We start from the raw sequence: 23,514 nt of genomic DNA, 5'->3' as shown, positions 1-23,514 counted from the left end.
TCTCCCCGCCCCAGCGGCGGGCCGCGCCGCGGCGGTGTGACGCAAGCCGCTGCCGACGGGTTACGGTCCGCCCCGCCGATGCGTCAGACTGGTGTCTCGTGAGTGACTCCCCGCTGAATGGCCTGCCGACGCCCGGTACCCGCGTGATCCTGCTGTCCGGCCCCTCCGGCTCGGGGAAGTCCTCGCTCGCCGAGCGCAGCGGCCTCCCGGTGCTCCAGCTCGACGACTTCTACAAGGACGGCGACGACCCGACCCTGCCGCTCTTCCCGGACGGCGGGACGGACTGGGACTCCCCGCTGTCCTGGCACCGCGAGCAGGCGCTGGCGGCGATCCGGCTGCTGATCACGGACGGCCGCGCCGAGGTGCCGGTCTACTCCATCCCCGCCAACGGCCGCGACGGCAGCCGCACCCTCGACCTGCGCGGCGCCCCGGCCTTCATAGCGGAGGGCATCTTCGCCGCCGAACTGGCCGGGCAGTGCGCGGCCGAGGGCCTGCTCGGCGAGGCGCTGTGCCTGCGCAACCGCCCGCTGACCACCGCCTGGCGGCGCTTTCGCCGGGACGTCCGGGAGGGCCGCAAGTCCGTCCCGTACCTGGTGCGCCGCGGCTGGCGGCTGATGCGGGCCGAGCGCGGCATCGTGGCCCGGCAGGTGGAGCTCGGGGCGGCCGCCTGCGCCGGCCCGGAGGCCTCCCGGCGGGTCCGCGCGGTCGCCGAGCGCCGGCCGGTCGCGGTCGGCGCCTGACGGGCCGCCCGACGGCCTTCCACGGCCCCGGCCTCCCGGGGCCCGGGGCGGGACCCCGGAGGCCGGCACGACGCAGCACGGAGGGGCCCGGCGCCTCTCCCCGGCACCGGGCCCCTCCGTATCTCGGACTGCGATCCCCCGCCGGTGGCCGCTCCCCCGAGTCGGCCACCGCTGATCCGCGGTCCTGCCCCGTCCCCCGACGGGTGTCCTTGGTACCGGTCAGGCCACCAGCTCGCCGAAGGCGCGGCAGGTGTCACCGGTGCGGTTGAGCTGGTCGTCGTCGCGCAGCCGGCGCAGCGCGCGCCAGATGCTGCTCTTCACGGTGCCGACGCTGATGCCGAGGATGTCGGCGATCTCCGGGTCGGTCCGGCCCTCGTAGTAGCGCAGCACCAGCATGGTGCGCTGGTTCTCCGGCAGCTTCGCCAGCGCCTGCCAGAGCACGGTGCGCAGCTCGGTGCCGCCCATCGCGTCCGTGTCGCCGACCGTCTCCGGCAGCTCCTCGGTCGGGTACTCGTTGACCTTGCGGCGGCGCCAGGCGGAGATGTGCAGGTTGGTCATGGTGCGCCGGAGGTAGCCCCCGAGCGCGGCCTTGTCGGCGATCCGGTCCCAGGCGCGGTAGGTGCTGAAGAGCGCGCTCTGCAGCAGGTCCTCGGCCTCGAAGCGGTCACCGGTCAGGTGGTACGCCGTGGCGAACAGCGAGGCGCGGCGCTCACGCACGTAGGCGGTGAACTCGGCGCTGCGGTCGGCGGCCGACCGCTGCTCCGGCGCGGCGGGCTCCGCAGCCGCCGGCGCCAGACGCAGCAGCGTGGTGCCCGGGATCCTGCGGTCGTCCGGCTCCCCCGAGCCGGCCCCCTCGACCGCGGACCCGTCGCCGCCCGGACGGACCGGGAGGATCCCCCGGAGCGTCAGGGTGGTCCCGGAGTCGACCGGACTCCCCATCCGGCCGATCCCGTGCAGTTCCCCCCTGCCCGTGCCCATCGGGCGTCGGACTCCGGCGCTGTGTGCGCACCCCCGTACGATCACGGCGCCGGATGCTTCGTCGGTCCGCACCTCGTACCGGGTCCGCGGGGTCGCGGCGGATGAGTGCGCGGTGCGGACGGCCCCGGTGGTGCGGGTCTTCAGCGTTGCGGTCATCATGCGCCCCCATGGTCGGTACGTGCGGGTCCTTGCCTCCGCCGTCCGCTCCGGGTCGGTGACCTGGGGCGTTCTTCGGCGACAAGGAAAATCCTGCCAACCGCTCGTCATCGCGGTGTCCGCCGACTGTCACAGGGCTGTCACAGCGGACGGGACTTTCGTCCGTACCGCTGCCACACCGCCGTGGACGCGCGAAGCGGTGGTTCCGGTTCCGTCGAACACCGACCGGGACCTGATGGGTGAATCGGCGGCCCGGGTGGGCCAGAATGAGGCCGTGCCTTTCCTGCTTCTGATCGAGGACGACGACGCCATCCGGACCGGCCTCGAACTCGCCCTCACCCGCCAGGGTCACCGTGTGGCCGCCGCAGCCTCGGGCGAGGACGGCCTCAAGCTCTTCAAGGAGCAGCGTCCGGACCTGATCGTGCTGGACGTGATGCTGCCGGGCATCGACGGCTTCGAGGTGTGCCGTCGGATCCGGCGCACCGACCAGTTGCCGATCATCCTGCTCACCGCGCGTTCCGACGACATCGACGTGGTGGTCGGCCTGGAGTCCGGGGCCGACGACTACGTGGTCAAGCCGGTCCAGCCGCGGGTCCTGGACGCCCGGATCCGGGCCGTGCTGCGCCGGGGCGAGCGGGAGAGCTCCGACTCCGCCAGCTACGGCGGGCTGGTGATCGACCGCTCCGCGATGACGGTCACCAAGGACGGCGAGGACCTCCAGCTCACCCCGACCGAGCTGCGGCTGCTGCTGGAGCTGAGCCGCCGGCCCGGCCAGGCGCTCTCCCGCCAGCAGTTGCTGAGGCTGGTGTGGGAGCACGACTACCTGGGAGACTCCCGGCTGGTGGACGCCTGTGTCCAGCGGCTGCGGGCGAAGGTGGAGGATGTGCCGTCGGCCCCGACACTGATCCGCACCGTGCGCGGTGTGGGCTACCGGCTCGATCCGCCGTCGTAGCCCGCCCGATCCGACCCGTCTGTGAGAACCGTTGACTGACCCCCAGAGCCCGCGGCCGCGCCGCGGCGCGTTCTTCCGCGCCGCGCCGTGGCGCCGCCTGCGCTCGCTGCGGGTGCGGCTGATCGCGGTGTTCGCGGCGGTCGCGCTGATCACCGCGGTCTCCGCCTCCGGCATCGCCTACTGGCTGAACCGGGACGCGGTGCTCAAGCGCGCCCAGGACACCGCGCTGAACGACTTCCGGGTCTCGCTGACCCGCAACGTCTCCGCGCTGCCGCAGGACGCCACCTGCCCCGAACTGGCCGACCTGGCCACGCAGGTGGCCGGCTCCGGGCTCAACTACGACGTGCTGGTGGTCGACGAGAGCCGGCCGGACTGCCTGGCCTCCTCGGACCCGTCCCGGTTCACCCTGGCCAAGGTCCCGGTGACGCTGCAGACCACGGTCGGCCGGCCGCGCGAGGCCGGGCCGGGCAGCCCGAGCGGCTACCACCTGTACTGGCAGCGGGTGAACCTGGACGCGCCGTACCTGATCGGCGGCAGCAAGGTGGTGCCCACCAACCTGACCGCCTACATGTTCAAGTCGCTGGACACCGAGCGGGCCGACCTCAACACGCTGGGCTGGTCGCTGGCGATCGCCACCCTGCTGGCCCTGATCGGGTCGGCGCTGCTGGCCCAGGCCGCGTCGGCAACCGTGCTGCGCCCGGTGAAGCGGCTCGGCGAGGCGGCCCGGCAGCTCGGCGAAGGCAAGCTCGACACCCGGCTGGAGGTCGAGGGCGGGGACGAACTCGCCGATCTGGCACGGACCTTCAACCGCACCGCGGAGTCGCTGTCCGACCAGGTCGCGGAGTTGAGCGCGCGCGAGGCGCAGAGCCGGCGGTTCGTCGCCGACATGTCGCACGAACTGCGCACCCCGCTCACCGCGATGACCGCCGTCACCGACATCCTGGAGGACGAGGCGGACGCGCTGGACCCGATGATCGAACCGGCCGTGCGGCTGGTGGTCAGCGAGACCCGCCGGCTGTCCGACCTGGTGGAGAACCTGATGGAGGTGACCCGCTTCGACGCCGGCACCGCCAAGCTGGTCGCCGACGAGGTGGACATAGCCGACCTGATCATGTCCTGCATCGACGGCCGGGCCTGGTACGACGCCGTCGTGGTGGACGCCCCGCGCGGGATCCGGGCCATGGTCGATCCGCGCCGCCTCGACGTGGTGCTGGCCAACCTGATCGGCAACGCGCTCAAGCACGGCGGCTCCCCGGTCCGGGTCACCGTCCGGCAGGAGGGCGAGGAGGTCGTGGTGCGGGTCTCCGACAGCGGTCCCGGCATCCCCGAGGACGTGCTGCCGCACGTGTTCGACCGGTTCTACAAGGCGGACAAGGGTCGGGCCAGGTCGGAGGGGAGCGGGCTCGGGCTGTCGATCGCGATGGCCAACGCCCAGATCCACGGCGGCACCATCACCGCCGCCAACGGCGAGCGCGGCGCGGTCTTCACCCTCCGGCTGCCGCTCACCCCGCCCACCCGCGACGGACAGGAGGGCGAGCTGTGACGGCCCGCAGAACCCTGGCCGCGACCGCCCTCCTGCTGCTCACGCTGGCCGGCTGCGGGATCCGGCCGACCGCCGTCCCGGTGGACGCGGGCGCGCCCGCCAGCCGTACGGCCTGCCCGACCGTGCCGCGGGTGCCGAGCGCACCGTCCGTACCGAGCCCGCCGGCCGTCACCGCGGCCCCCGGCCCGCGCACCGCCCGGCCCTCCCCGTCGGTCACCCCCGGCGCCGGCGCGTCGCCCTCGGCCGGGCTGTTCAGCGCCTCGCCCACCCCCGTGCCGTCCGCCGCGCCGTGCTCCTGACGCTCCGCGCGGCGGCGGGAACCGGGCGCGACCCGCTCCGCGTCCTTGGCACCGTGCACCGACATGGCACCACCACCCGCGCCGAGGACTGCGGCGCAGCCTCCGGGGACGAGCCGACCGATCCGGCCCCCCGGCGGGAGGTGTCCCGTCCGCTGCGGACGGTGGTGCGGCTCCTGCTGGCGGCCCACCTGCTGCTGCTCGGCTGGCTCTCGCTGCGCCCGCTGCCGGTGAGTTGGACCTACCCGGCCAACCTCAGCCCGTTCGCCTCCGTCCAGCAGGCCTTCGCACTCGGGGGTTGGGCGGGTGCCCGGCAACTGGCGGGCGGCCTGCTGCCGTTGGCGCCGTTCGGGGCCCTGCTGCCGCTGGCGGGCGAGCGCCTGCGCACCGCCTGGCTGCCGTCGCTGCTGCGCACCGCGGGGGTCTCGGCGCTGCTCGCCACCGGTCTGGAGATCGCCGAGGGCTGGGCCCCCGGCCACGTGCTGAACGTCGACGACATCCTGCTGGGCACGCTGGGCGCGGCCGCCTGCCACCTGGCCGTGGTGCCGGCGGTGCGGGCCCTGCTGCTGCGCGAGCGCCCCGTCCGGGCCGCGGCGGCGCCACCGGCCGCGCCCGCGGCCGAACCGGCCGCCACCGTGCCCGCCACCGCGCCCGGGGCCGAGCCGGAGGGCCGGTGGGAGCTGCCGCGGGTCCGCCAGCCGTACGAGCGCGGCACGACGGGGACGACCTTCCGCGGGCTCAGCCACTCGGGCAGCCCGTCGCACCGCTGAGACCTGCCCCGCCCTGTCCGTCCCTTCCCGGATCGGCCGACTGCGTTCGCCTGCACGCCCGCTGACGCGCCCGCGTCCCGGCGGGTACGCCGTCCACGACCGGCCGGTTCCGCCCTCAGGTCGGGGACGACCCCTGAAACTCCCCTGACTCCCGGCTACGCCGACCCGGGGAGAGTCGGGGGGCAGGGATCCGCATCGGGGCTGACGTCCGGCGGCCGCGCGGCCAGCAGGATGGAGTCATGCCCGCCGGAGAGACCGGCACCGGGCCACACACCTCGGAGACATCGATGAGCCGCCGCCTTGCCCGCCCCCGCCACAACCGCGTCATCGCCGGCGTCTGCGCCGGGCTCGCCGAGCGGTTCGGCCTCACCCCGTGGACCGTCCGGATCATCGCCCTGGTCTCCTGCCTGCTGCCCGGCCCGCAGTTCCTGCTCTACCTGCTGCTGTGGATCCTGCTGCCGCAGGAGGCGTGAGCCGCCCGCGGCCACCGGCCGCCGTACGCCTGAGGGCCGCCTCCCGATCGGGGAGGCGGCCCTCGGGCCGTGCGGGGGGCGGGATCAGCCGGGCAGGCCGGGAAGGCCGGGGACGGCACCGGCGCCCGCGCCGAGGCCGCTGATCGTGTTGACCACGCCGCCGACCGGGGTCTTGGACAGGCCCTGGCCGCCGGGGACGGAGTCCAGGCCACCCATCCGGTTGGAGCCGGCGGCACGCGCGGCGTCCGCCATCGGCGCTGAGGCCGGGGCGGCCTCGCCGGCGGGGGCCTCAGCGGCCGGGGCGTCCTCGGCGGCCGCGGCCGGCGCCGCCGGGGCGGGGTTCAGCGGGCTGGCCGCGCCGAGGGTGCCGACCGCCTCTGTCACCTCGCCGCCGCCCGGCACCTGGTTGACCGCGCCGGTCGCGGCGCCGGCCGCCGCACCGGCGACCGCGGGGTTGGCCAGTGTGGTCGGGAGTCCGAGGCCGCCGGCGCCGGCGGCAGAGGCGGTACCCGCGGCCACGGCGGCGATCGCGACACCGAGCGCAGCCGTACCGGCAGCCTTGAGAGTGGCCTGCTTCATGTGTGGAGTCCTCGTCCTCGTCGGGCCGGCGCGCATGGCGCGGCCCCGGGAGGCCGCCGACACTACGCCGTGTCAGAAGTGACTGACACACCGTAGTGAGCGGACCCGGCGAGGACCAAAGGCACGTCACTCGTCCGAGTGATCAGCCGTACGGGTGCCGGGCCGGGGCGGCGCCGGCACCCGTCCGCCCGGCCGTCAGGCGCGGGACTGGAACAGCCACTCCGCCTTGAGCTCGGCGTAGCCCGGCTTGATCACGTCGTTGATCATCGCCAGCCGCTCGTCGAAGGGCAGGAACGCCGACTTCATCGCGTTGACGGTGAACCACTCCATGTCGCCCAGGGTGTAGCCGAAGGCGTCCACCAGGTGGCCGAACTCCTGGCTCATGCTGGTGCCGCTCATCAGCCGGTTGTCGGTGTTGACCGTGACCCGGAACTTCAGCCGGCTGAGCAGCCCGATCGGGTGCTCGGCGTACGAGGCCGCGGCCGCGGTCTGCAGGTTGGAGGTGGGGCACATCTCCAGCGGGACCCGCTTGTCGCGGACGTACGCGGCCAGCCGGCCGAGCTCGACCCGGCCGTCCTCGTGCACCGTGATGTCGTCGACGATCCGCACGCCGTGACCGAGCCGGTCGGCGCCGCAGCACTGCAGCGCCTCCCAGATCGACGGCAGGCCGAAGGCCTCGCCGGCGTGGATGGTGAAGTGGTTGTTCTCGCCCTTGAGGTAGTCGAAGGCGGCCTGGTGGCGGGTGGGCGGGTGACCGGCCTCGGCGCCGGCGATGTCGAAGCCGACCACGCCCTGGTCGCGGTGGCGGTTGGCCAGCTCGGCGATCTCCTGCGAGCGGGCGGCGTGCCGCATCGCGGTGATCAGGGTGCCGACCCGGATCCGGTGGCCGTTGGCGCGCGCGTTGGCCTCGCCGAGGCGGAAGCCCTCGTTGACCGCCTCGACGACCTCGTCGAGGGTCAGCCCGGCCTCCAGGTGCTGCTCGGGGGCGTACCGGACCTCCGCGTAGACGACGCCGTCGGCGGCGAGGTCCTCGGCGCAGTCGGCGGCGACCTTGATCAGGGCCTCACGGGTCTGCATCACGGCGCAGGTGTGGGCGAAGGTCTCCAGGTAGCGGACCAGCGAGCCGGAGTCGGCGGCCTCGCGGAACCACACCCCGAGCTTGGTCGGGTCGGTGGTCGGCAGGCCCTGGTAACCGCAGGCGGCGGCCAGCTCGACGATGGTCTCGGGGCGGAGCCCGCCGTCCAGGTGGTCGTGCAGGAGCACCTTCGGGGCGCGGGCGATCTGGTCGGGCGTGGGAATGCGGGGGCCGGTGGTGCCCGCGGCGGCAGGGATCTGGGTCTCCATTGCGAGAGGGTAGCTCCTACGCGCGTAGATTTCCACCTCGGCACGCCGGGGAGCGCCGAGCGTTCACCGGAGCGGGGCCCGCGTTCACCGGCTGTCGCCGCCGGTCCCGCCGGCCGTCCGGCGGGCCTGTCCGAGAGGCCCGTCCGGGGTCGGCGCCGGGGCCGCCGGACCGCCCGCTCAGCCGTGGTCCAGCAGCCGCCCGCGCCGGGACAGCACGAAGTCCCGGAAGGCCGCCACCGGCGGGGTCCAGGCACGGCCCGCGACCCAGGCCAGCCCGATCGCCCGCCGGGTGCGCGGGGCGGTGACCTCCAGCTCCACCACCCCGGGCCGGGGCACCAGGGCCGGCGGCAGCAGCGCCACCCCCAGCCCCGCCGCGACCAGCCCGCGCAGGGTCTCCGCCTCCTCCCCCTCGAAGGCGATCCGCGGCGTGAACCCGGCCTCCGCACAGAACCCGTCGGTGATCAGCCGCAGCCCGTACCCCTCCTCCACCGCCACGAACGGCTCCTGCGCCACCTCGGCCAGCCGGATCCGCCGCCGCCCGGCCAGCCGGTGGTCGGCCGGCACCGCCAGATGCAGCTGCTGCTCGTCCAGCGGGCGGGCCACCAGGTCCGGCGCGTCCGGCAACGGGGAGACCAGGCAGAGGTCCAACTCGCCCGCGCGCAGCCGGTCCAGCATCGCCGCCACGTAGTCCTGGACCAGCTGGAACCGGACCCGCGGGTGGTCCGCGCGGAAGCCGCGCAGCAGCGCCGGCACCGCGTCCGTCCCCATCGTGTGCAGGAAGCCGAACGCGACCCGGCCGGCCTCCGGATCCGCCTCCGCGCGGGCCGCCTCCGCCCCCTGCTCCAGCTCCGCCAGCGCCCGCTCCACCGAGCCGAGCAGCAGCCGCCCCGCCCTGGTCAGCCGTACCGTCCGGCCCTGACGGGCCAGCAGGTCCACCCCGAGCTCCGCCTCCAACCGGGCCACCGCCCGCGACAGCGTCGGCTGCGGCATGTCCAGCAGCTGGGCGGCCTGGGTGACGTGCTCCAGCCGGGCCACCGCGGCGAACTGGGCCAGCTGCGGCGCCAGTCGGACCGCGACCGAGTCCGGCTCCAGTTCGGCGGGGCGGACCGGCGGCGAGCTCTCCTCATACGTCATGGCATGAATTCTGGCTCGTTCATGCATTGGACGCATCAGACGGCGCGGTCATACCGTCGAGACATGCCGCCCGCCAGTACCGGGGCACCCGCGGTCATGCTGCCGGGTGCCCTCTCCCAGCCGTCCCCAGCCGCCTCCTCCGCCTCTGCCGCCGCCGCTCCTGCCGCCGCCTCGACCGCGGCCGACACCCGGCTCCGGCCCGGCGACCGGGCCTTCCGCCGCGCCAACCTCGCGCTGTTCGCCGCCGGGATCGCCACCTTCGTCCTGCTGTACGCCACCCAGGGCCTGCTGCCGCTGCTCTCCCAGGACCTCGATCTCACGCCGGGCCAGGCCAGTTGGACCGCCTCGGCGGCCACCCTCGGCCTCGCCCTGGCCCTGCTGCCGGCCAGCGCGCTGTCCGACCGGTACGGGCGCACCGCCGTGATGACCGCCTCCGTGCTCGCCGCCTCCGCGCTGGCCCTGCTGCTCCCGCTCGCCCCCGACCTGACCACCCTCACCGCGCTGCGGGCCCTCCAGGGCGCGGCCCTCGCCGGGCTGCCGGCCACCGCGATGGCGTACCTCGCCGAGGAGATCCACCCGAGCGCGCTCGCCTCGGCGATGGGGCTGTACGTGGCCGGCAACTCGATCGGCGGCATGGGCGGGCGGCTGGTCTCCGGCTGGGTGGGCGCCGCCTGGGGCTGGCGCTGGGGCCTGGCCGCCTCGGCGGTGGTCGCGCTGCTGGCCGCCCTCGCGTTCCGGCTGCTGATCCCCGCCGCCCGCCAGTTCCGCCGCACCCCGGTCGACGCCCGGGCGCTCCGGCGGACGGTCGCGGCCCACCTGCGCGATCCGCTGCTGCTGCGGCTGTACGCGCTGGGCGCCCTGTTCATGGCGGTCTTCGGCGCGGTCTACAACACCGTCGGCTACCGGCTCACCTCCGCGCCCTTCCACCTGCCGCAGTCCATGGCCGCCTCGATCTTCGTGGTGTACCTGGTCGGCACCGTCTCCTCCGCCAACGCGGGCCGCCTGACCGGCCGGCTCGGCCGCCGCGGCACCCTGTACGTCGCGATCGGCACGACCGCCGGCGGCCTGCTGCTCTCGCTGGCGGGGTCGCTGCTCTGCGCGCTGCTCGGGCTGGTGCTGATCACCGCCGGGTTCTTCATCGGCCACGCCACCGCCTCCTCCTCGGTCGGCCGCACCGCCACCCACGGCCGCGCCCAGGCCTCCGCGCTTTACCTGATCGCCTACTACCTGGGCAACAGCCTCGGCGGCACGGTCGGCGCCGACGCCTACCACGCGGCCGGCTGGTCCGGCGCGGCGGCGGTCGGCCTCACCGCGATGGCCCTGGCGGCGGGCGTGACCCTGTACGCCACCCGCCAGGCGATCCGCGCCCGGCGTGCCCCGGCCCTGGATACACTCCGAGCATGAGCATCGATCCGGCCGTGTACGCCCGGTTGCGCGAGATCGCCGATCAGCTGCCGCAGGTGCCGGGCATCAGCAAGATCGAGATTGCCAACGGCGAGATCGTGATGATGATGTCGCCGGTCCGGCGACACGAACTGGCCGTCCTGCGCATCGCCCGTCAGCTCAACGCACAGTTGCCCGTGACGCACCCTGGTTTCGTCGCACACGCCGGGGCCGACCTGGAGGACGCCGGGCTCGGCCGACTCCGGTGCCCGGACCTCATGGTGTTCGCCGAGAGCGCGTTGGAGGGCGAAGCCCCGGCTCTCCTCCCCCACGAGGTCCTGCTGGTCGTCGAGATCGTCTCGAAGTCGAACCCGGAGAACGACTACGAGGACAAGGTCCGGGACTACGCCGCCATGGGCATCCCGCTCTACCTCCTGGTCGACCCCCGCAAGGGGACCGGGATCGTGCACGACCTGCCCGGGTACTCGGCCCGCACACCCTTCACGTTCGGCGACACCGTCACCGTGGGCCCCTGGACGATCGACACCACCACACTGCGGACCTACGCCTGACCCGCCCCCGGCACGGCCACCTCGCACCAGAGCGTCCCGCCCGAGGAGTGCCCCAGCCGGTCCGCCCACCCGATCACCGGCAGCAGCGACGCCTGCACCCCGGCGCCCCGGAGCTCCCCGACCCTGCCGGTCCCTTCCTCCACCACAAGCTCCCCGGCCCGGGGCACCGACTGCTCCGCGATCATCCGAACTCCTCCCGCACTGCCCGACGGTGACATTCCGCGCACCCATCGTCACCACTCGGCGCTACGCTGGGAAGGCACGGCACGTCCGCACCGGCGCTGAGTCGACCGGGTGGCTCCGGCGCGCACTGGAGGACCTTCGAGGATGAACAGCACCCAGTGGTTCAAGAGCAGTTACAGCGACGCCCAGGGCAACGGCGACTGCGTCCGCGTCTCCTTCACCCATCTCGCCACCACCAGCACCGTCCTGATCGGCGACACCAAAACCCGCACGCCACCCTCACCGTCCCCGCCACCGCCTGGGCCGACTTCGTCACCGCCGTCGCCAACGGTGAGTTCAGCGAGACGTGACCGTCGGTCAGGCTGCCGGTGAGTGGAAGCGGACCTCGGCCTCAGAGCCGGGCACCAGGTGGATGTCGAGTTCGGATTCCAGGGCACCCGCCAACCGCTCCAGCAGCGGCAGGGTGGGCACCGTGTCACCGCCCTCGATCCGGGAGATCTGCGGCTGCGTCATACCTGCCCGGCGGGCGACCTCGGTCTGCGAGATGCCGAGCGCGGTGCGGCGGTCGTACACCGCTTGACCGAGCGCGAGTGCGTACCGGATCTCCTGGCGGGCGGCGGTGACCGCCGGGGCCTCCGGTGCGGGCTCGCCCAGGAGGGCACGAGTGCGAGCGGTCTTCCATCGGGAGTGGTTCATCGCAGCTCTCCTTCGGTGACCGTCCGACTGAACTCGTCGTGGGCGGGGCCGTGCTCGGCCTCACAGATCTTCTGCGCCCACACCGCGCGGTTGACCTCTGCAGTCTCCCGCATCCGCCTCTTCGTGAACACCGTCAGTAGGACGACGCGCCGCCCCGGGGCGAGCCAGTACGTCAGCCGGGTCGCCTGCCCCTCGAGCATGAAGCGGAGCTCCCGCACAGGCCCAGCCAGGTGCCGCGCATATGGTTCGCCCAGCATGGTGGGGTCGTCGGCGAGGAGATCGACGCTCTCCTCGGCCTTCAGAAATTGCCGCGGCGGGAGCCGACCGAGCCAGTCCCGGATCTCCGGCTCAATCTCGACGAGGAAACGACAAGCGCCCATGCACTCCAGTGTATATGCACTGAAATGCATGGGCGCTCCGGTTTCGCCGGGTCAGGCGATGCGGTCCAGCACGATCGGCTTCGGGGTGAAGGCGGTGCCCTCCGGGGAGATGGTGATGCCCCCGGCCAGCGCCTCCATCGCGTAGTCGTAGCGCTCGGGGGTGTCGGTGTGCAGGGTCAGCAGCGGCTGCCCGGCCTTGACCGCCTCGCCCGGCTTGGCGTGGATCTCCACGCCCGCGCCGGCCTGCACCGGGTCCTCCTTGCGGGCGCGGCCCGCACCCAGGCGCCAGGCGCAGACGCCGACGGCGTACGCGTCCAGGCCGGTGAGCAGGCCGGAGGCGGACGCGGTGACCACGTGCTGCTCGCGGGCGACCGGGAGCGGGGCGTCGACGTCGCCGCCCTGGGCGCTGATCATGCGGCGCCAGTGGTCCATCGCGGAGCCGTCGCGCAGCGCGTCCGCCGGGTCCTTGCCGTGCACGCCCGCCGCGGCGAGCATCTCGCGGGCCAGCGCCAGGGTCAGCTCGACCACGTCGGCGGGGCCGCCGCCGGCCAGCACCTCGACCGACTCGCGGACCTCCAGCGCGTTGCCCGCGGTGAGGCCGAGCGGGGTCGACATGTCGGTGAGCAGGGCGACGGTGTTGACGCCGGCCGCCTTGCCCAGGCCGACCATGGTGCGGGCCAGCTCCTGGGCGTCGGGCAGGTTCTTCATGAAGGCGCCGGAGCCGACCTTGACGTCCAGGACCAGGGCGCCGGTGCCCTCGGCGATCTTCTTGGACATGATCGAGCTGGCGATCAGCGGGATCGCCTCGACCGTGCCGGTGACGTCGCGGAGCGCGTACAGCTTCTTGTCGGCGGGGGCGAGGCCGTCGCCGGCCGCGCAGATCACGGCGCCCGCACCGCGCAGCACGTCCATCATCTCGTCGTTGGAGAGCAGTGCGCGCCAGCCGGGGATGGACTCCAGCTTGTCCAGGGTGCCGCCGGTGTGGCCGAGGCCGCGGCCGGACAGCTGCGGGACGGCCGCGCCGCAGGCGGCGACCAGCGGGGCGAGCGGGAGGGTGATCTTGTCGCCGACGCCGCCGGTGGAGTGCTTGTCCGAGGTGGGCACGCCGAGGGCGGCGAAGTCCATCCGGACGCCCGAACGGATCATCGCGTCGGTCCAGCGGCTGATCTCGCGCAGGTTCATCCCGTTCAGCAGGATCGCCATCGCCAGGGCGGACATCTGCTCGTCGGCGACCTCGCCGCGGGTGTAGGCGTCGATCACCCAGTCGATCTGGGCGTCGGAAAGCTCGCCGCGGTCACGCTTGGTCCGGATGACGGAGGGGGCGTCCATGGGTTCTCCAAGAGGGTGGGGCACGTACTCAGGTGCGGGAGAAAGCGAAGAGTGTCGCGGGAGAGGGCCCGGTCAGGGCCTTCCCGCGACACTCTACGCGCGTAACAAACAGGGGTGCTAGAGCCGCTCCGGGCCGAACGCGTCGGGCAGCACCTCGGCCATCGGCTTCACCCCGGAGGGCAGCTCGACCAGCAACTCGGGCCCGCCGTGCTCGAACAGCAGCTGGCGGCAGCGACCGCACGGCATCAGCAGCTCACCGGCGCCGTCGACGCAGGTGAAGGCGACCAGCCGGCCGCCGCCACTGGCGTGCAGCGCAGAGACCAGGCCGCACTCGGCACACAGGCCGAGCCCGTACGAGGCGTTCTCCACGTTGCAGCCGGTGACCGTCCGCCCGTCGTCCACCAGCGCCGCCGCGCCGACCGGGAACTTGCTGTACGGGGCGTAGGCACGCGACATCGCGTCGCGGGCCGCCTCCCGCAGCGCCTCCCAGTCGGGAGCGGTGGGCGCCGTCACTTGCCCTGCCCCTTGCGGTAGATCTGGCCGTCGGCCTTCGGCGGGCGCAGGCGCTGCGAGGCCGCCGCGAGGACCACCAGGGTGATCACGTACGGGGTGGCGACGATCAGCGGGCGCTGCACCGAGTCGGTGGTGGCGTACCAGACCGTCAGGGCGCCGGCCACCACGATGCTGATCAGCGCCGGGGTGTACTTGCGGCGGTAGGACTGCCAGAGCGCCACCACGGCCATCGCCACGGCGACGATCACCAGCAGGACGTGGACGTTGTCCGCGTCGCGCAGCTGGAGGCTGTCGGTGAAGCCGAACAGGCCGGCGCCCATGGCGAGACCGCCGGGCATCCAGTTGCCGAAGATCATCGCGGCCAGACCGATGAAGCCTCGGCCCTGGGTCTGGCCGTCCTTGTAGAAGTGCGAGGCGACCAGCGAGAGGTACGCACCGGCGAGGCCGGCGAACGCGCCCGAGGCGATGACCGCGAGGTACTTGTACTTGTAGACGTTGACGCCCAGCGACTCGGCCGCGGTCGGGTTCTCGCCGCAGGAGCGCAGCCGCAGGCCGAAGACCGTGCGCCAGAGCAGGAAGTAGCTCAGCACCAGCAGGGCGGCGGCGATCACGATGACCACCGACAGGTTGGTGACCAGGCCGCCGACGATGCCGGCGACGTCGGAGACCAGGAACCAGTGGTGCGCCTCGATCGTGTCCAGCCACGGCGACAGGCCCGGGATGGTGATGTTCGGCAGCGACTCGGCCGGGGGCGACTGGTTGGCGCCGGCGCCGAAGGCCACGTAGTCCTTGTAGTAGATCTTGTTGACGTACGCGCAGATGCCGGGGATCAGCAGGTTGATGCCGACGCCGGAGACGATGTGGTCGACGCCGAAGGTGACCGTGACGATCGCGTGCAGCAGACCGCCGAGCGCGCCGCCCGCCATACCGGCCAGCAGGCCGACCCACGGGTTGACCAGGTAACCGGCCCAGGCGCCGCAGAAGGTGCCGGCGACCATCATGCCTTCGAGGCCGATGTTGACCACGCCGGCCCGCTCGGACCACAGACCGCCGAGACCGGCCATCGCGATCGGGACGGCGGCGCCGAGGGCGGCGGTGATCTGGCCGGAGGCGGTCAGACCGTGGTTACCGGTCGTGCTGGCGACGATCGAGATCAGCAGCAGGGCACCGGCGATCAGCAGCAGCACCACCGGCCAGCTCATCTTGGGGATGACCATGCGGCCCCCCAAGGGCTTGACCATCTGCTCGTTCCACTTTTCAGTCAGCTTGTCGCTCACGCCGCGACCTCCTTCTTGGCGGCCGCAGCGGCCTGCGCGGCAAGTTCGGCGCCGACCTTCTGCTGCTGGCGCTTGAGACCGTAGCGACGCACCAGCTCGTAGGCGACGACGACACAGATGACGATGGTGCCCTGCATGACGGCGACGATCTCCTGCGGGAAGTCACCCTGCAGCGGCAGCTGCACCGCGGTGACGTCCATGAACGCGAAGAGCAGTGCCGAGAAGACGATGCCGATCGGGCTGTTGCGGCCGAGCAGGGCGATCGCGATACCGGTGAAGCCCAGGCCCTGCTGGAAGCTCGTGCCGTAGGTGTACGAGCTCTGCAGCAGGCTCGGCATGCCGATCAGGCCGGCCAGCGCGCCGGAGACCGCCATGCTGGTCAGCACCATGCGCCGGACGTTGACGCCGGAGGCCTTGGCGGCGCTCTCCGAGCGGCCGGTCGCCCGCAGGTCGAAGCCGAACCGGGTCCGGTTCAGGGTGAGCTGGAAGCCCACGCCGACCAGGATCGCGATGATGAAGAAGCCCCAGAGCGTGCCACCGGCCGTCTCGATCGAGAAGAAGTGGCTGGACTGGGAGACCGGGGCGGTCTGGATGGAGTTGCTGGAGCTGCTGGTCTTCGGCGCGAAGATGCCCGGCACCAGCAGCAGGCCGACCACGGCCAGCGAGATCGCGTTCAGCATGATGGTCGAGATGACCTCGCTGACACCGCGGTAGACCTTCAGGACACCGGCGATCGAGGCCCAGATGCCACCGGCCAGCATGGCGGTGATCAGCAGCAGCGGGATCTGGATGAACGCGGGCAGGTCGATCTGGCTGCCGATGTACGCCGTGAACAGCGCGGCGATCCGGTACTGGCCCTCGACGCCGATGTTGAACAGGTTCATCCGGAAGCCGAAGGCGGCGGCCACGGCGGCCAGGTAGTACGTGACGCCCTTGTTGATGATCTGGACCTGGCCGTCCGAGGCGGTGCCGTACGTGATCATCACGTCGAACGCCTTGAACGGGTCACGGCCCGAGCTCAGCAGCAGCAGCGAGCAGATCACCAGCGACAGCAGGACTGCGAGCACCGGCGCGGCCAGCCCGAGCGCGATGCGCTCCAGGTCGAACCGCTGGCCAAGCGGGCGCTTGGCGGGGGTGGGACTGGTCATGTGGGTTACTCCCCCGCCTGCGGGTCGTCGGCGGTCTCGGTGGGCTCGGCCGGGGTGTCCGTCGCGGTCTCGGCCTCGGTGCCTTCGGCGGCCAGGGCCTGCGCCTCGGCCAGGGCCTCGGCGTCCGACTCGATGTGGCCCTTGGCCGCACCGGTCATCGCGGTGCCCAGGTCCTCGGCGGTCACGGTGGCCGGGTCGGCGTCCGCGACCAGTCGGCCGCGGTAGATCACCCGGATGTGGTCGGACAGGCCGATCAGCTCGTCCAGGTCGGCGGAGATCAGCAGCACCGCCAGGCCCTCGCTCTGGGCGGCCCGGATCTGGCCCCAGATCTGCGCCTGCGCGCCGACGTCCACGCCACGGGTGGGGTGGGCGGCGATCAGGAGCTTGGGGGCGTGGCTCATCTCGCGGCCGACGATCAGCTTCTGCTGGTTGCCGCCGGAGAGGGAGGCCGCGGTGACCTCGATGCCGGGGGTGCGGACGTCGTACTCCTCGACGATCCGCTGGGTGTCCTTGCGGGCGCCGGCCGAGTCGAGCAGCACGCCCTTGGAGTTCGGGGTCTCGGTGACGTGGCCGAGGATCCGGTTCTCCCAGAGCGGGGCCTCCAGCAGCAGGCCGTGCTTGTGGCGGTCCTCGGGGATGTAGCCGATGCCGGCCTCGCGGCGGGCCCGGGTGAGCTTGCGGGAGATGTCGACGCCGTCCAGCGTGACGGTACCGGCGTCCGGGACCAGCATGCCCATGATCGCCTCGACCAGTTCGGCCTGGCCGTTGCCCTCGACACCGGCGATGCCGAGCACCTCGCCCTTGCGGATCAGCAGCGAGATGTCGTCCAGGACCACGCGCTCGATGCCCTCGGCGTCCGGCTTGGCGATCCGCAGGTCCTCGACGCGGAGCATCTCGACGTCGGTGACGGTGGACTCGCGGCTCTCCGGGGAGGGCAGCTCGGCGCCGACCATCAGCTCGGCGAGCTGGCGGGCGGTGACGGTCTTCGGGTCGGCGTCGCCGACCGTGGTGCCGCGACGGATGACGCTGATCGCGTCGGCCACCGAGAGCACCTCGTGCAGCTTGTGCGAGATGAAGATGACGGTGACGCCCTCGGCCTTGAGCCCGCGCAGGTTCGCGAAGAGCGCCTCGACCTCCTGGGGCACCAGCACGGCGGTGGGCTCGTCCAGGATCAGGATCCGGGCGCCGCGGTAGAGGACCTTGAGGATCTCCACGCGCTGCCGGTCGGCCACGCCCAGGTCCTCCACCAGCGCGTCCGGGCGCACGCCCAGGCCGTACTGGTCCGAGATCTCCTGGATCTTCGCCTTGGCCTTGGCTCCTATCCCGTGCAGCTTCTCGCCGCCCAGGACCACGTTCTCCCAGACCGTGAGGTAGTCGGCCAGCATGAAGTGCTGGTGCACCATGCCGATGCCGCGGGCGATCGCGTCGCCGGGGGTGTTGAACTCGACGAGCTCGCCGTCGATCTTGATGGTGCCCTCGTCCGGCTTCTGCATGCCGTAGAGGATCTTCATCAGGGTGGACTTGCCGGCGCCGTTCTCACCCATCAGCGCGTGCACGGTGCCGCGCTGGACGGTGATGTCGATGTCGTGGTTGGCCACGACACCGGGGAAGCGCTTGGTGATGCCGCGCAGTTCGACGGCAGGTGTCGCCGTCCCCGCGCTGGGGCTGCCGCCCGTGCTGGGGGTGGGGTCGGGAGCGCTGATGGCGATCTCCTGGGTGGTCGTCGGGCGCTTCGTTGCGCTGGAGAGATCAGGGGCGGGGACGGGAGGGGGCCCGGTGGGTACGCACTGCGTACCTGCCGGGCCCCTCCCCTGCGAGTCGGACGGCTGTCACCCCGCCGCCGGGCAGGCGGCGGCGGGGGACGGGAGCCGGATCAGCTCTGCGGGGCGGTCGGAACCTTGGTGGCGCCGCTGGTGATCGCGTCGGAGGCGGTCTTCAGCTTGGCCTGGATGTCGTCGATGTGGTTGCCCGTGGTGGACAGCGAGACACCCTCGGCCTTGAGGTCGAAGTTCTTGACACCGGTGATGGTGTTGCCGTCCTTGACCGACTTGATGTAGGCGTACACCGCGGTGTCCACGTTCTTCACCATCGAGGTGAGGATGTGGTCCTTGTACTTCGCCAGGGCGGGCTGGGCGGCCTGGTCGGAGTCGACACCGATGGCCCACTTGCCGGCGGTGGAGACGGCCTCGATCGCACCGGCACCGGAGGAGCCGGCCGCGGCGTAGATGACGTCCGCGCCCTTGTCGAGCTGACCCTGGGCGGCTTCCTTGCCCTTGCCCGGGTCGTTGAAGCCGCTGAAGTCCGGCGGGGTGGTGAGGTAGGTGACGTCGACGACGATGCTCGGGTCGACGGACTTGGCACCCGCGGTGTAACCGGCCTCGAACTTCTTGATCAGCTCGGACTGGACACCACCGATGAAGCCGATCTGGTGGGTCTTGCTCTTCGCGGCGGCGGCGACACCGGCGAGGTACGAGCCCTCCTGCTCCGAGAAGGTCAGCGAGGTGACGTTCGACGGCTGGTCGGCCGACGCGGAGTCGATGATCGCGAACTTGACGTTCGGGTTGTCCTTGGCGACCTTGTTGACCGCGTCCTGGTAGACGAAGCCGACCGCGATGACCGGGTTGTAACCGGCGGTCACCAGGCTGTTGAGGCGGGCTTCCTTGTCGGACTCGGCCTCACCGGTCTTGGCCTCGGCCTCGTTGACCTGGACACCGAGCTCGGCCTTGGCCTTGTCGAGGCCACGGGCGGCGGAGTCGTTGAACGACTGGTCGCCACGGCCGCCGATGTCGTAGGCCATACCGACCTTGATGGAGCCGGTGCCGGAGCCGGAGGCGCCGGTGGAGGTGCTGTCGGTGCTCTTTGCGCCGCAGGCGGCGAGCGAAGCGATGCCCAGGGAACCCGAGAGCATCACCGCGGCGAGCTTGAGTGAACGGCGCAAGGGAGTATCTCCTTCTCACACACCCGTTTGGCGTGGTCGAGCGCCACCGTAACGCGCGTAGAACACGGTTGGGTTACGGCCTGCCAGGGCATTCGGGTTGTTATCAAAATGTGGTCCGACTTCAGGATGAATCCGGACATAGCGCCACAGTTGTTCAACCGAATGTCACTACCGAGTGATACCGGACAACCACCCTACGCCCAGCCGGCCACAACCGTCACAAACCGCGCCGGGCAAGGGCGGGGGCCGCCGTAGCAGCCCCCGACCCGCTCGAACAGGCTCAGATCCGGCCGTGCTCCAGCGCGAGCGAGGCGAAGAGTTCGACACCCACCGTGATCGCCCGCTCGTCCACGTCGAAGTCGCCCTGGTGCAGGTCCCGGATCCCCTTCTCGTGCGGCGAGCGCACACCGAGCCGGGCCAGCGCGCCGGGGGCGTGCTCCAGGTACCAGGAGAAGTCCTCGCCACCGAGGCTCTGCTCGGTGTCCTCCACCACCGGGTCGGTGGCGCCGGCCGCGAAACGGGCCGTCATGGCGGCCTCCAGTTGGGCGATCGACTCGTGCTCGTTGACCACCGGGGGCACCCCGCGGTGGTAGTCGAGGGCCCACTTGGCCCGGTGCGTCTCGGCGATCCGGCCGATCAGCTCGTCCAGCGCCTCCGGGGCCTCCCGCCAGCCGGCCAGCTCCAGGCAGCGCACGGTGCCCTCCAGCTCGGCGTGCTGCGGGATCACGTTCGGCGCCGAGCCGGCGGCGATCCGGCCGAAGACCAGGCTCACGCCCCAGCGCGGGTCCATCCGGCGGGCGAGCGCGGCCGGCAGCTCGGCGGCCATCCGCGCCACCGCCGTGACCAGGTCGGTGGTCAGGTGCGGCCGGGCGGTGTGGCCGCCGGGGCCGTCCAGCCCGAGCAGCAGCCGGTCGCAGGCCGAGGTGATCGCGCCGACCCGCAGGCCGATCCGGCCGACCTGCACCTTGGGGTCGCAGTGCACCGCGAAGATCCGGCCGACCCCTTCCATGCCGTCCGCCTTGATGACGTCCAGCGCGCCGCCGGGCATCATCTCCTCGGCGGGCTGGAAGATCATCCGGATCGGCTGCCGCAGCTCCCCGGTGGCCGCCGCGCCGGCCAGCACCAGGGCGGTGCCCAGCACCACGGCGGTGTGCACGTCGTGCCCGCAGGCATGCGCCCGGCCGGGCAGGGTGGAGCGGTACGGCACCTCGCTCTTGGCGTCCTCGATCGGCAGCGCGTCGATGTCGGCGCGGAAGGCCAGGAAGGGGGTGCCCGACGGGGTGCCCGCCGGCACGATGTCCACGATCAGCCCGGTACCCCCCGGGAGTACCCGGGGCTGCAGACCGGCCGCCAGCAGCCGCTCACGCAGCAGCCGGGTGGTCCGGAACTCCTGGCGACCGAGCTCGGGGTGGCGGTGCAGATCCCGCCGGAAGGCGATCAGCTCGGCCTCGTAGGCCCGTACCCGCGCGCGGAGGTCCGAGCCCGGACCGGTCGGAGCGCGGTCGACGGCGGTGGCGAGGGCGGCCCGGCTGGCGGGCTGAGGATCGTTCACCTCAACAAGACTAGGCCGGTGGAGGGTTTTTGGCCCGACTTCCTCGGAAGTCCTCCCCGGATGGGTGCATACCGAACGCGCTACTGGGTATGACATCTCGTTTCAGCCGCCTTCCCGGGTGGTTCCCCCCTGTGCAACGAACACCCGGCCGCGCGGACACGGTGATCATCAACGGCCCGGTTCGGCAACGGCTTCCCCTCCCCGCGGTCATGTCCGGGCAAAGCTTTCGGATGCGGTCTTGAGCTGCGCACAACAGTCCGAATAAACAGCTAGCGCACAGTCAACTTCCGCGCCGGCTGCGGTTCGTCCGCCGTCGGCCCGGACCGTCATGCCCTCACGAAGGGCAGCTGACGGTCCATCGATCCGAGAAGTGGGGACCCGACGTGCCAGCAGCACGCAACCGGCTCTCCCGGAGCCTCGCCGCGGCGCCCGCCGCCGCGCTGATCCTGGGAACCCTCGCGGTGGCCACCCCGGCCACCGCCGCCACCCCGGCCGACGCGCCGAACGCGGCCCGGCAGCTCGCCGGGACGCACCCGGCCTGGGCCACCGCCCAGGCCGACCAGGGCGCGGTGGCCGACGCCACCCCGGCCACCGCCCGGGTCTACCTGGCCGGCCGGGACGCCAAGGGCCTCGCCGACCTGGCGAAGGAGCTCTCGGACCCGTCCTCGCGCAGCTACGGGCAGTACCTGAACGCCGACCAGGCCAAGGCGCGCTTCGGCGCCAGCCCCGAGCAGGTCACCGCGGTCACCGCCTGGCTCACCTCGGCCGGCCTCACGGTCGACGCGAGCACCCCGCACTACCTCCAGGTCTCCGGCACCTCCGCCGCGCTGGCCAAGGCGCTCGGCACCAGCGTCCACAGCTACCGCGCCCCCGACGGCAGCGTCCGCCGGGCCCCGGCCGCGGACGTCACCCTGCCGGCCGCGGTGGCCGGCTCGGTGCTGGCGGTGGGCGGCATCAGCGACGCCGTCCACACCAACGTCTCGCACGCCATCTCGGTCCGCGACGCCGAGGCCAAGGCCGACGCCAAGGCCGCCCCGTTCGCCGCGCGCGGCCTCGCCCCGGCCAAGAAGCCGGCCGCCACGCTGCCGACCGACCCGACCTGCTCCGAGGACGGCTACGGCTCCAAGACCGCCAAGGGCGCGCCGGACGGCTACGAGAAGAACGAGCCCTTCGCTCCCTGCTCGTACACCCCGAGCCAGCTGCGCAAGGCGTACGGCGTCACGGACGCCAAGGTGAGCGGCAAGGGCGCCCGGATCGCCGTCATCGACGCCTACGGCCTGCCCACCATGGAGCAGGACGCGAACCACTTCTCCACCACGCACGGCGACCAGGCCTTCGCGGCCGGCCAGTACAAGGAGTACGTCACCCCCGACCAGTGGGTGCACGAGGACGAGTGCGGCGGCGCGGCCGGCTGGGCCGGCGAGGAGGCGCTCGACGTCGAGATGGCGCACGGCCTCGCGCCGGGCGCCCAGGTGGTCTACGTCGGCGCCAACTCCTGCTACGACGACGACCTCAACGCCGCGATGGCGAAGGTCGTCGACGAGCACCTGGCCGACGTGGTCTCCAACTCCTGGGGCGAGATCATGCACGGCACCGGCGGGGACATCGACCCCGCCGTGGTCGCCGCGGACAACCAGATATTCCAGCTGGGCGCGGTCCAGGGCATCGGCTTCACCTTCTCCAGCGGTGACTGCGGCGACAGCTCCCCCGGCGCCGCGGCGACCGGCGTGAACTGCCAGGCCGACACCAACCAGGCGCAGGCCGACTGGCCGTCCGCCTCGCCGTGGGTGACCTCGGTCGGCGGCACCGCCCTGGAGCTCGGCGACAAGGCGGGCCGCTACGGCCACGAGGTGTCGATGGGCGACCAGCGCTCGGTGCTCTCGGACGACCAGAAGTCGTGGAGCCCGTTCCCCGGCTTCTTCTACTTCGGTGGTGGCGGCGGCGTCTCCAAGGACTTCCCGCAGCCCTGGTACCAGCAGGGCGTGGTGCCCGACTCGGTCGCCAAGAAGGCCGCCGACGGCACCGTCTCGAAGACCCCGCTGCGGGCCACCCCGGACGTCGCGATGAGCGGTGACCTGGTCGCCGCCACCCTGGTCGGCTTCACCGCGGACGGCGCGTACAGCGAGGGCGGCTACGGCGGCACCTCGGTCTCCTCCCCCGAGTACGCGGCCATGATCGCCGACGCCATCGAGGTGCGCGGCGGCCGGGCGATCGGCTTCGCCAACCCGGCCATCTACGACCGGGCGCACAGCGCCGCCTTCCGCGACGTGGACGACGCGGCCGTGCACACCAAGTTCGGCAACGTGGTCGACCTCGGCGTGGTGAGCGGCTCGCTGCGGGTCCGGCTCTACAAGCTGGCCGCCGACTACGGCCTCAAGGCCACCTGCGGCTACGACACCGCGACCGGCGTCGGCACCCCCGGCAAGGACTTCTTCAAGTCCTTCAAGCTGCCCCGCCGCTGATCCACCCCACGGACGGCCCCGGTGCGCACCCGCGCACCGGGGCCGTCCGGCGTCCGGCGCCCGTCCCGTCCCGTCCGGGCTCCGCGGGGCCGTCCGGCGTCCGTCCGGGCGCGCTT

At 72.7% G+C, this 23,514-nt stretch carries 24 protein-coding genes; 10 read left to right on the top strand and 14 right to left on the bottom strand.

Annotation, left to right across the window (positions count from 1 at the left end):
- The first annotated feature begins 98 nt into the window (after window positions 1-98).
- Window positions 99-740, top strand: a complete 642-nt coding sequence (locus ABT014_RS10770) for an ATP-binding protein (RefSeq protein WP_350638333.1) — start codon at window positions 99-101, stop codon at window positions 738-740.
- Between the two features lie 219 nt (window positions 741-959).
- On the opposite strand, the gene ABT014_RS10765 is transcribed toward ABT014_RS10770, so the two are convergent.
- The gene (locus tag ABT014_RS10765) at window positions 960-1,874 is read right to left on the bottom strand and encodes a SigE family RNA polymerase sigma factor (RefSeq protein ID WP_502894938.1); all 915 of its coding nucleotides are present in this window, start codon (window positions 1,872-1,874) and stop codon (window positions 960-962) included.
- A 274-nt stretch (window positions 1,875-2,148) separates the two neighbouring features.
- Here ABT014_RS10765 and afsQ1 point away from each other — a divergent pair, with 274 nt between their 5' ends.
- From afsQ1 to ABT014_RS10740, 5 genes are all read left to right on the top strand, one after another.
- On the top strand, window positions 2,149-2,826 hold the full coding sequence (afsQ1, locus tag ABT014_RS10760; RefSeq protein WP_350638331.1) for a two-component system response regulator AfsQ1: 678 nt from the start codon (window positions 2,149-2,151) through the stop codon (window positions 2,824-2,826).
- Window positions 2,827-2,857: 31 nt separating this feature from the next.
- Window positions 2,858-4,369, top strand: a complete 1,512-nt coding sequence (locus ABT014_RS10755; RefSeq protein WP_502894929.1) for an ATP-binding protein — start codon at window positions 2,858-2,860, stop codon at window positions 4,367-4,369.
- Window positions 4,366-4,668, top strand: a complete 303-nt coding sequence (locus ABT014_RS10750) for a hypothetical protein (RefSeq protein ID WP_350638330.1) — start codon at window positions 4,366-4,368, stop codon at window positions 4,666-4,668. Before ABT014_RS10755 ends, ABT014_RS10750 begins: the two co-directional genes overlap by 4 nt.
- Window positions 4,669-4,721: 53 nt before the next feature.
- Window positions 4,722-5,435: a VanZ family protein gene (locus ABT014_RS10745; RefSeq protein ID WP_350638329.1), complete on the top strand. Its 714-nt coding sequence runs from the start codon at window positions 4,722-4,724 to the stop codon at window positions 5,433-5,435.
- A 287-nt stretch (window positions 5,436-5,722) separates the two neighbouring features.
- Window positions 5,723-5,908, top strand: coding sequence for a PspC domain-containing protein (locus ABT014_RS10740; protein ID WP_350638328.1), 186 nt, complete (start codon window positions 5,723-5,725; stop codon window positions 5,906-5,908).
- Between the two features lie 84 nt (window positions 5,909-5,992).
- Here ABT014_RS10740 and ABT014_RS10735 read toward each other — a convergent pair whose 3' ends face one another.
- The 3 genes from ABT014_RS10735 to ABT014_RS10725 all read right to left on the bottom strand — a co-directional run bounded on the left by ABT014_RS10735 (window position 5,993) and on the right by ABT014_RS10725 (window position 8,965).
- The gene (locus tag ABT014_RS10735; RefSeq protein WP_350638327.1) at window positions 5,993-6,487 is read right to left on the bottom strand and encodes a hypothetical protein; all 495 of its coding nucleotides are present in this window, start codon (window positions 6,485-6,487) and stop codon (window positions 5,993-5,995) included.
- Window positions 6,488-6,682: 195 nt separating this feature from the next.
- Window positions 6,683-7,831, bottom strand: coding sequence for an adenosine deaminase (locus ABT014_RS10730; RefSeq protein WP_350638326.1), 1,149 nt, complete (start codon window positions 7,829-7,831; stop codon window positions 6,683-6,685).
- 177 nt (window positions 7,832-8,008) lie between these two features.
- Complete coding sequence (locus ABT014_RS10725) at window positions 8,009-8,965, bottom strand: LysR family transcriptional regulator (protein ID WP_350638325.1); 957 nt, start codon at window positions 8,963-8,965, stop codon at window positions 8,009-8,011.
- Between the two features lie 63 nt (window positions 8,966-9,028).
- Between ABT014_RS10725 and ABT014_RS10720 the strand changes: the two genes are divergently transcribed.
- Window positions 9,029-10,369, top strand: coding sequence for an MFS transporter (locus tag ABT014_RS10720; RefSeq protein WP_350638324.1), 1,341 nt, complete (start codon window positions 9,029-9,031; stop codon window positions 10,367-10,369).
- Window positions 10,366-10,920, top strand: coding sequence for a Uma2 family endonuclease (locus tag ABT014_RS10715; RefSeq protein ID WP_350638323.1), 555 nt, complete (start codon window positions 10,366-10,368; stop codon window positions 10,918-10,920). The genes ABT014_RS10720 and ABT014_RS10715 overlap by 4 nt, the downstream gene beginning before the upstream one ends.
- Here the strand turns inward: ABT014_RS10715 and ABT014_RS10710 are convergent.
- Window positions 10,911-11,105 (bottom strand): hypothetical protein, encoded by a 195-nt coding sequence (locus ABT014_RS10710; RefSeq protein ID WP_350638322.1) that lies wholly within the window; start codon window positions 11,103-11,105, stop codon window positions 10,911-10,913. The two genes, ABT014_RS10715 and ABT014_RS10710, sit on opposite strands and share 10 nt — an antisense overlap.
- A gap of 142 nt (window positions 11,106-11,247) precedes the next feature.
- Between ABT014_RS10710 and ABT014_RS10705 the strand changes: the two genes are divergently transcribed.
- Complete coding sequence (locus tag ABT014_RS10705; protein ID WP_350638321.1) at window positions 11,248-11,475, top strand: DUF397 domain-containing protein; 228 nt, start codon at window positions 11,248-11,250, stop codon at window positions 11,473-11,475.
- Here ABT014_RS10705 and ABT014_RS10700 read toward each other — a convergent pair.
- The 9 genes from ABT014_RS10700 to ABT014_RS10660 all read right to left on the bottom strand — a co-directional run bounded on the left by ABT014_RS10700 (window position 11,461) and on the right by ABT014_RS10660 (window position 20,936).
- Window positions 11,461-11,799, bottom strand: coding sequence for a helix-turn-helix domain-containing protein (locus ABT014_RS10700; protein WP_350638320.1), 339 nt, complete (start codon window positions 11,797-11,799; stop codon window positions 11,461-11,463). The two genes, ABT014_RS10705 and ABT014_RS10700, sit on opposite strands and share 15 nt — an antisense overlap.
- A complete protein-coding gene (locus tag ABT014_RS10695; RefSeq protein WP_350638319.1) occupies window positions 11,796-12,179 on the bottom strand; it encodes a type II toxin-antitoxin system RelE/ParE family toxin in 384 nt (127 codons plus the stop codon). Before ABT014_RS10695 ends, ABT014_RS10700 begins: the two co-directional genes overlap by 4 nt.
- Before the next feature lie 51 nt (window positions 12,180-12,230).
- Window positions 12,231-13,508: a thymidine phosphorylase gene (locus ABT014_RS10690; RefSeq protein WP_350638318.1), complete on the bottom strand. Its 1,278-nt coding sequence runs from the start codon at window positions 13,506-13,508 to the stop codon at window positions 12,231-12,233.
- 117 nt (window positions 13,509-13,625) lie between these two features.
- Entirely contained in the window at window positions 13,626-14,021 is a 396-nt protein-coding gene (locus ABT014_RS10685; protein WP_350638317.1) for a cytidine deaminase, read from the bottom strand.
- The gene (locus tag ABT014_RS10680) at window positions 14,018-15,262 is read right to left on the bottom strand and encodes an ABC transporter permease (protein WP_350638391.1); all 1,245 of its coding nucleotides are present in this window, start codon (window positions 15,260-15,262) and stop codon (window positions 14,018-14,020) included. Before ABT014_RS10680 ends, ABT014_RS10685 begins: the two co-directional genes overlap by 4 nt.
- A 32-nt stretch (window positions 15,263-15,294) precedes the next feature.
- Window positions 15,295-16,446, bottom strand: coding sequence for an ABC transporter permease (locus tag ABT014_RS10675; RefSeq protein WP_350638316.1), 1,152 nt, complete (start codon window positions 16,444-16,446; stop codon window positions 15,295-15,297).
- 5 nt (window positions 16,447-16,451) lie between these two features.
- A complete protein-coding gene (locus ABT014_RS10670; protein WP_502894936.1) occupies window positions 16,452-17,990 on the bottom strand; it encodes an ABC transporter ATP-binding protein in 1,539 nt (512 codons plus the stop codon).
- Window positions 17,991-18,319: 329 nt separating this feature from the next.
- A complete protein-coding gene (locus tag ABT014_RS10665; protein ID WP_350638314.1) occupies window positions 18,320-19,384 on the bottom strand; it encodes a BMP family lipoprotein in 1,065 nt (354 codons plus the stop codon).
- Window positions 19,385-19,664: 280 nt separating this feature from the next.
- Window positions 19,665-20,936 carry an amidohydrolase gene (locus ABT014_RS10660; RefSeq protein ID WP_502894925.1) on the bottom strand — a complete coding sequence of 424 codons (1,272 nt, stop codon included), beginning with the start codon at window positions 20,934-20,936 and terminating at the stop codon, window positions 19,665-19,667.
- A gap of 383 nt (window positions 20,937-21,319) precedes the next feature.
- Here ABT014_RS10660 and ABT014_RS10655 point away from each other — a divergent pair, with 383 nt between their 5' ends.
- Window positions 21,320-23,398: a S53 family peptidase gene (locus ABT014_RS10655; RefSeq protein ID WP_350638313.1), complete on the top strand. Its 2,079-nt coding sequence runs from the start codon at window positions 21,320-21,322 to the stop codon at window positions 23,396-23,398.
- The last annotated feature ends 116 nt before the right edge of the window (window positions 23,399-23,514 follow it).

Origin of the sequence: Kitasatospora sp. NPDC094015 (assembly GCF_040304075.1) — a bacterium.
GTDB lineage: Bacteria > Actinomycetota > Actinomycetes > Streptomycetales > Streptomycetaceae > Kitasatospora.
Note: the sequence above shows the minus strand (reverse complement) of the source record. Positions and strands in the feature narration are given on the sequence as shown.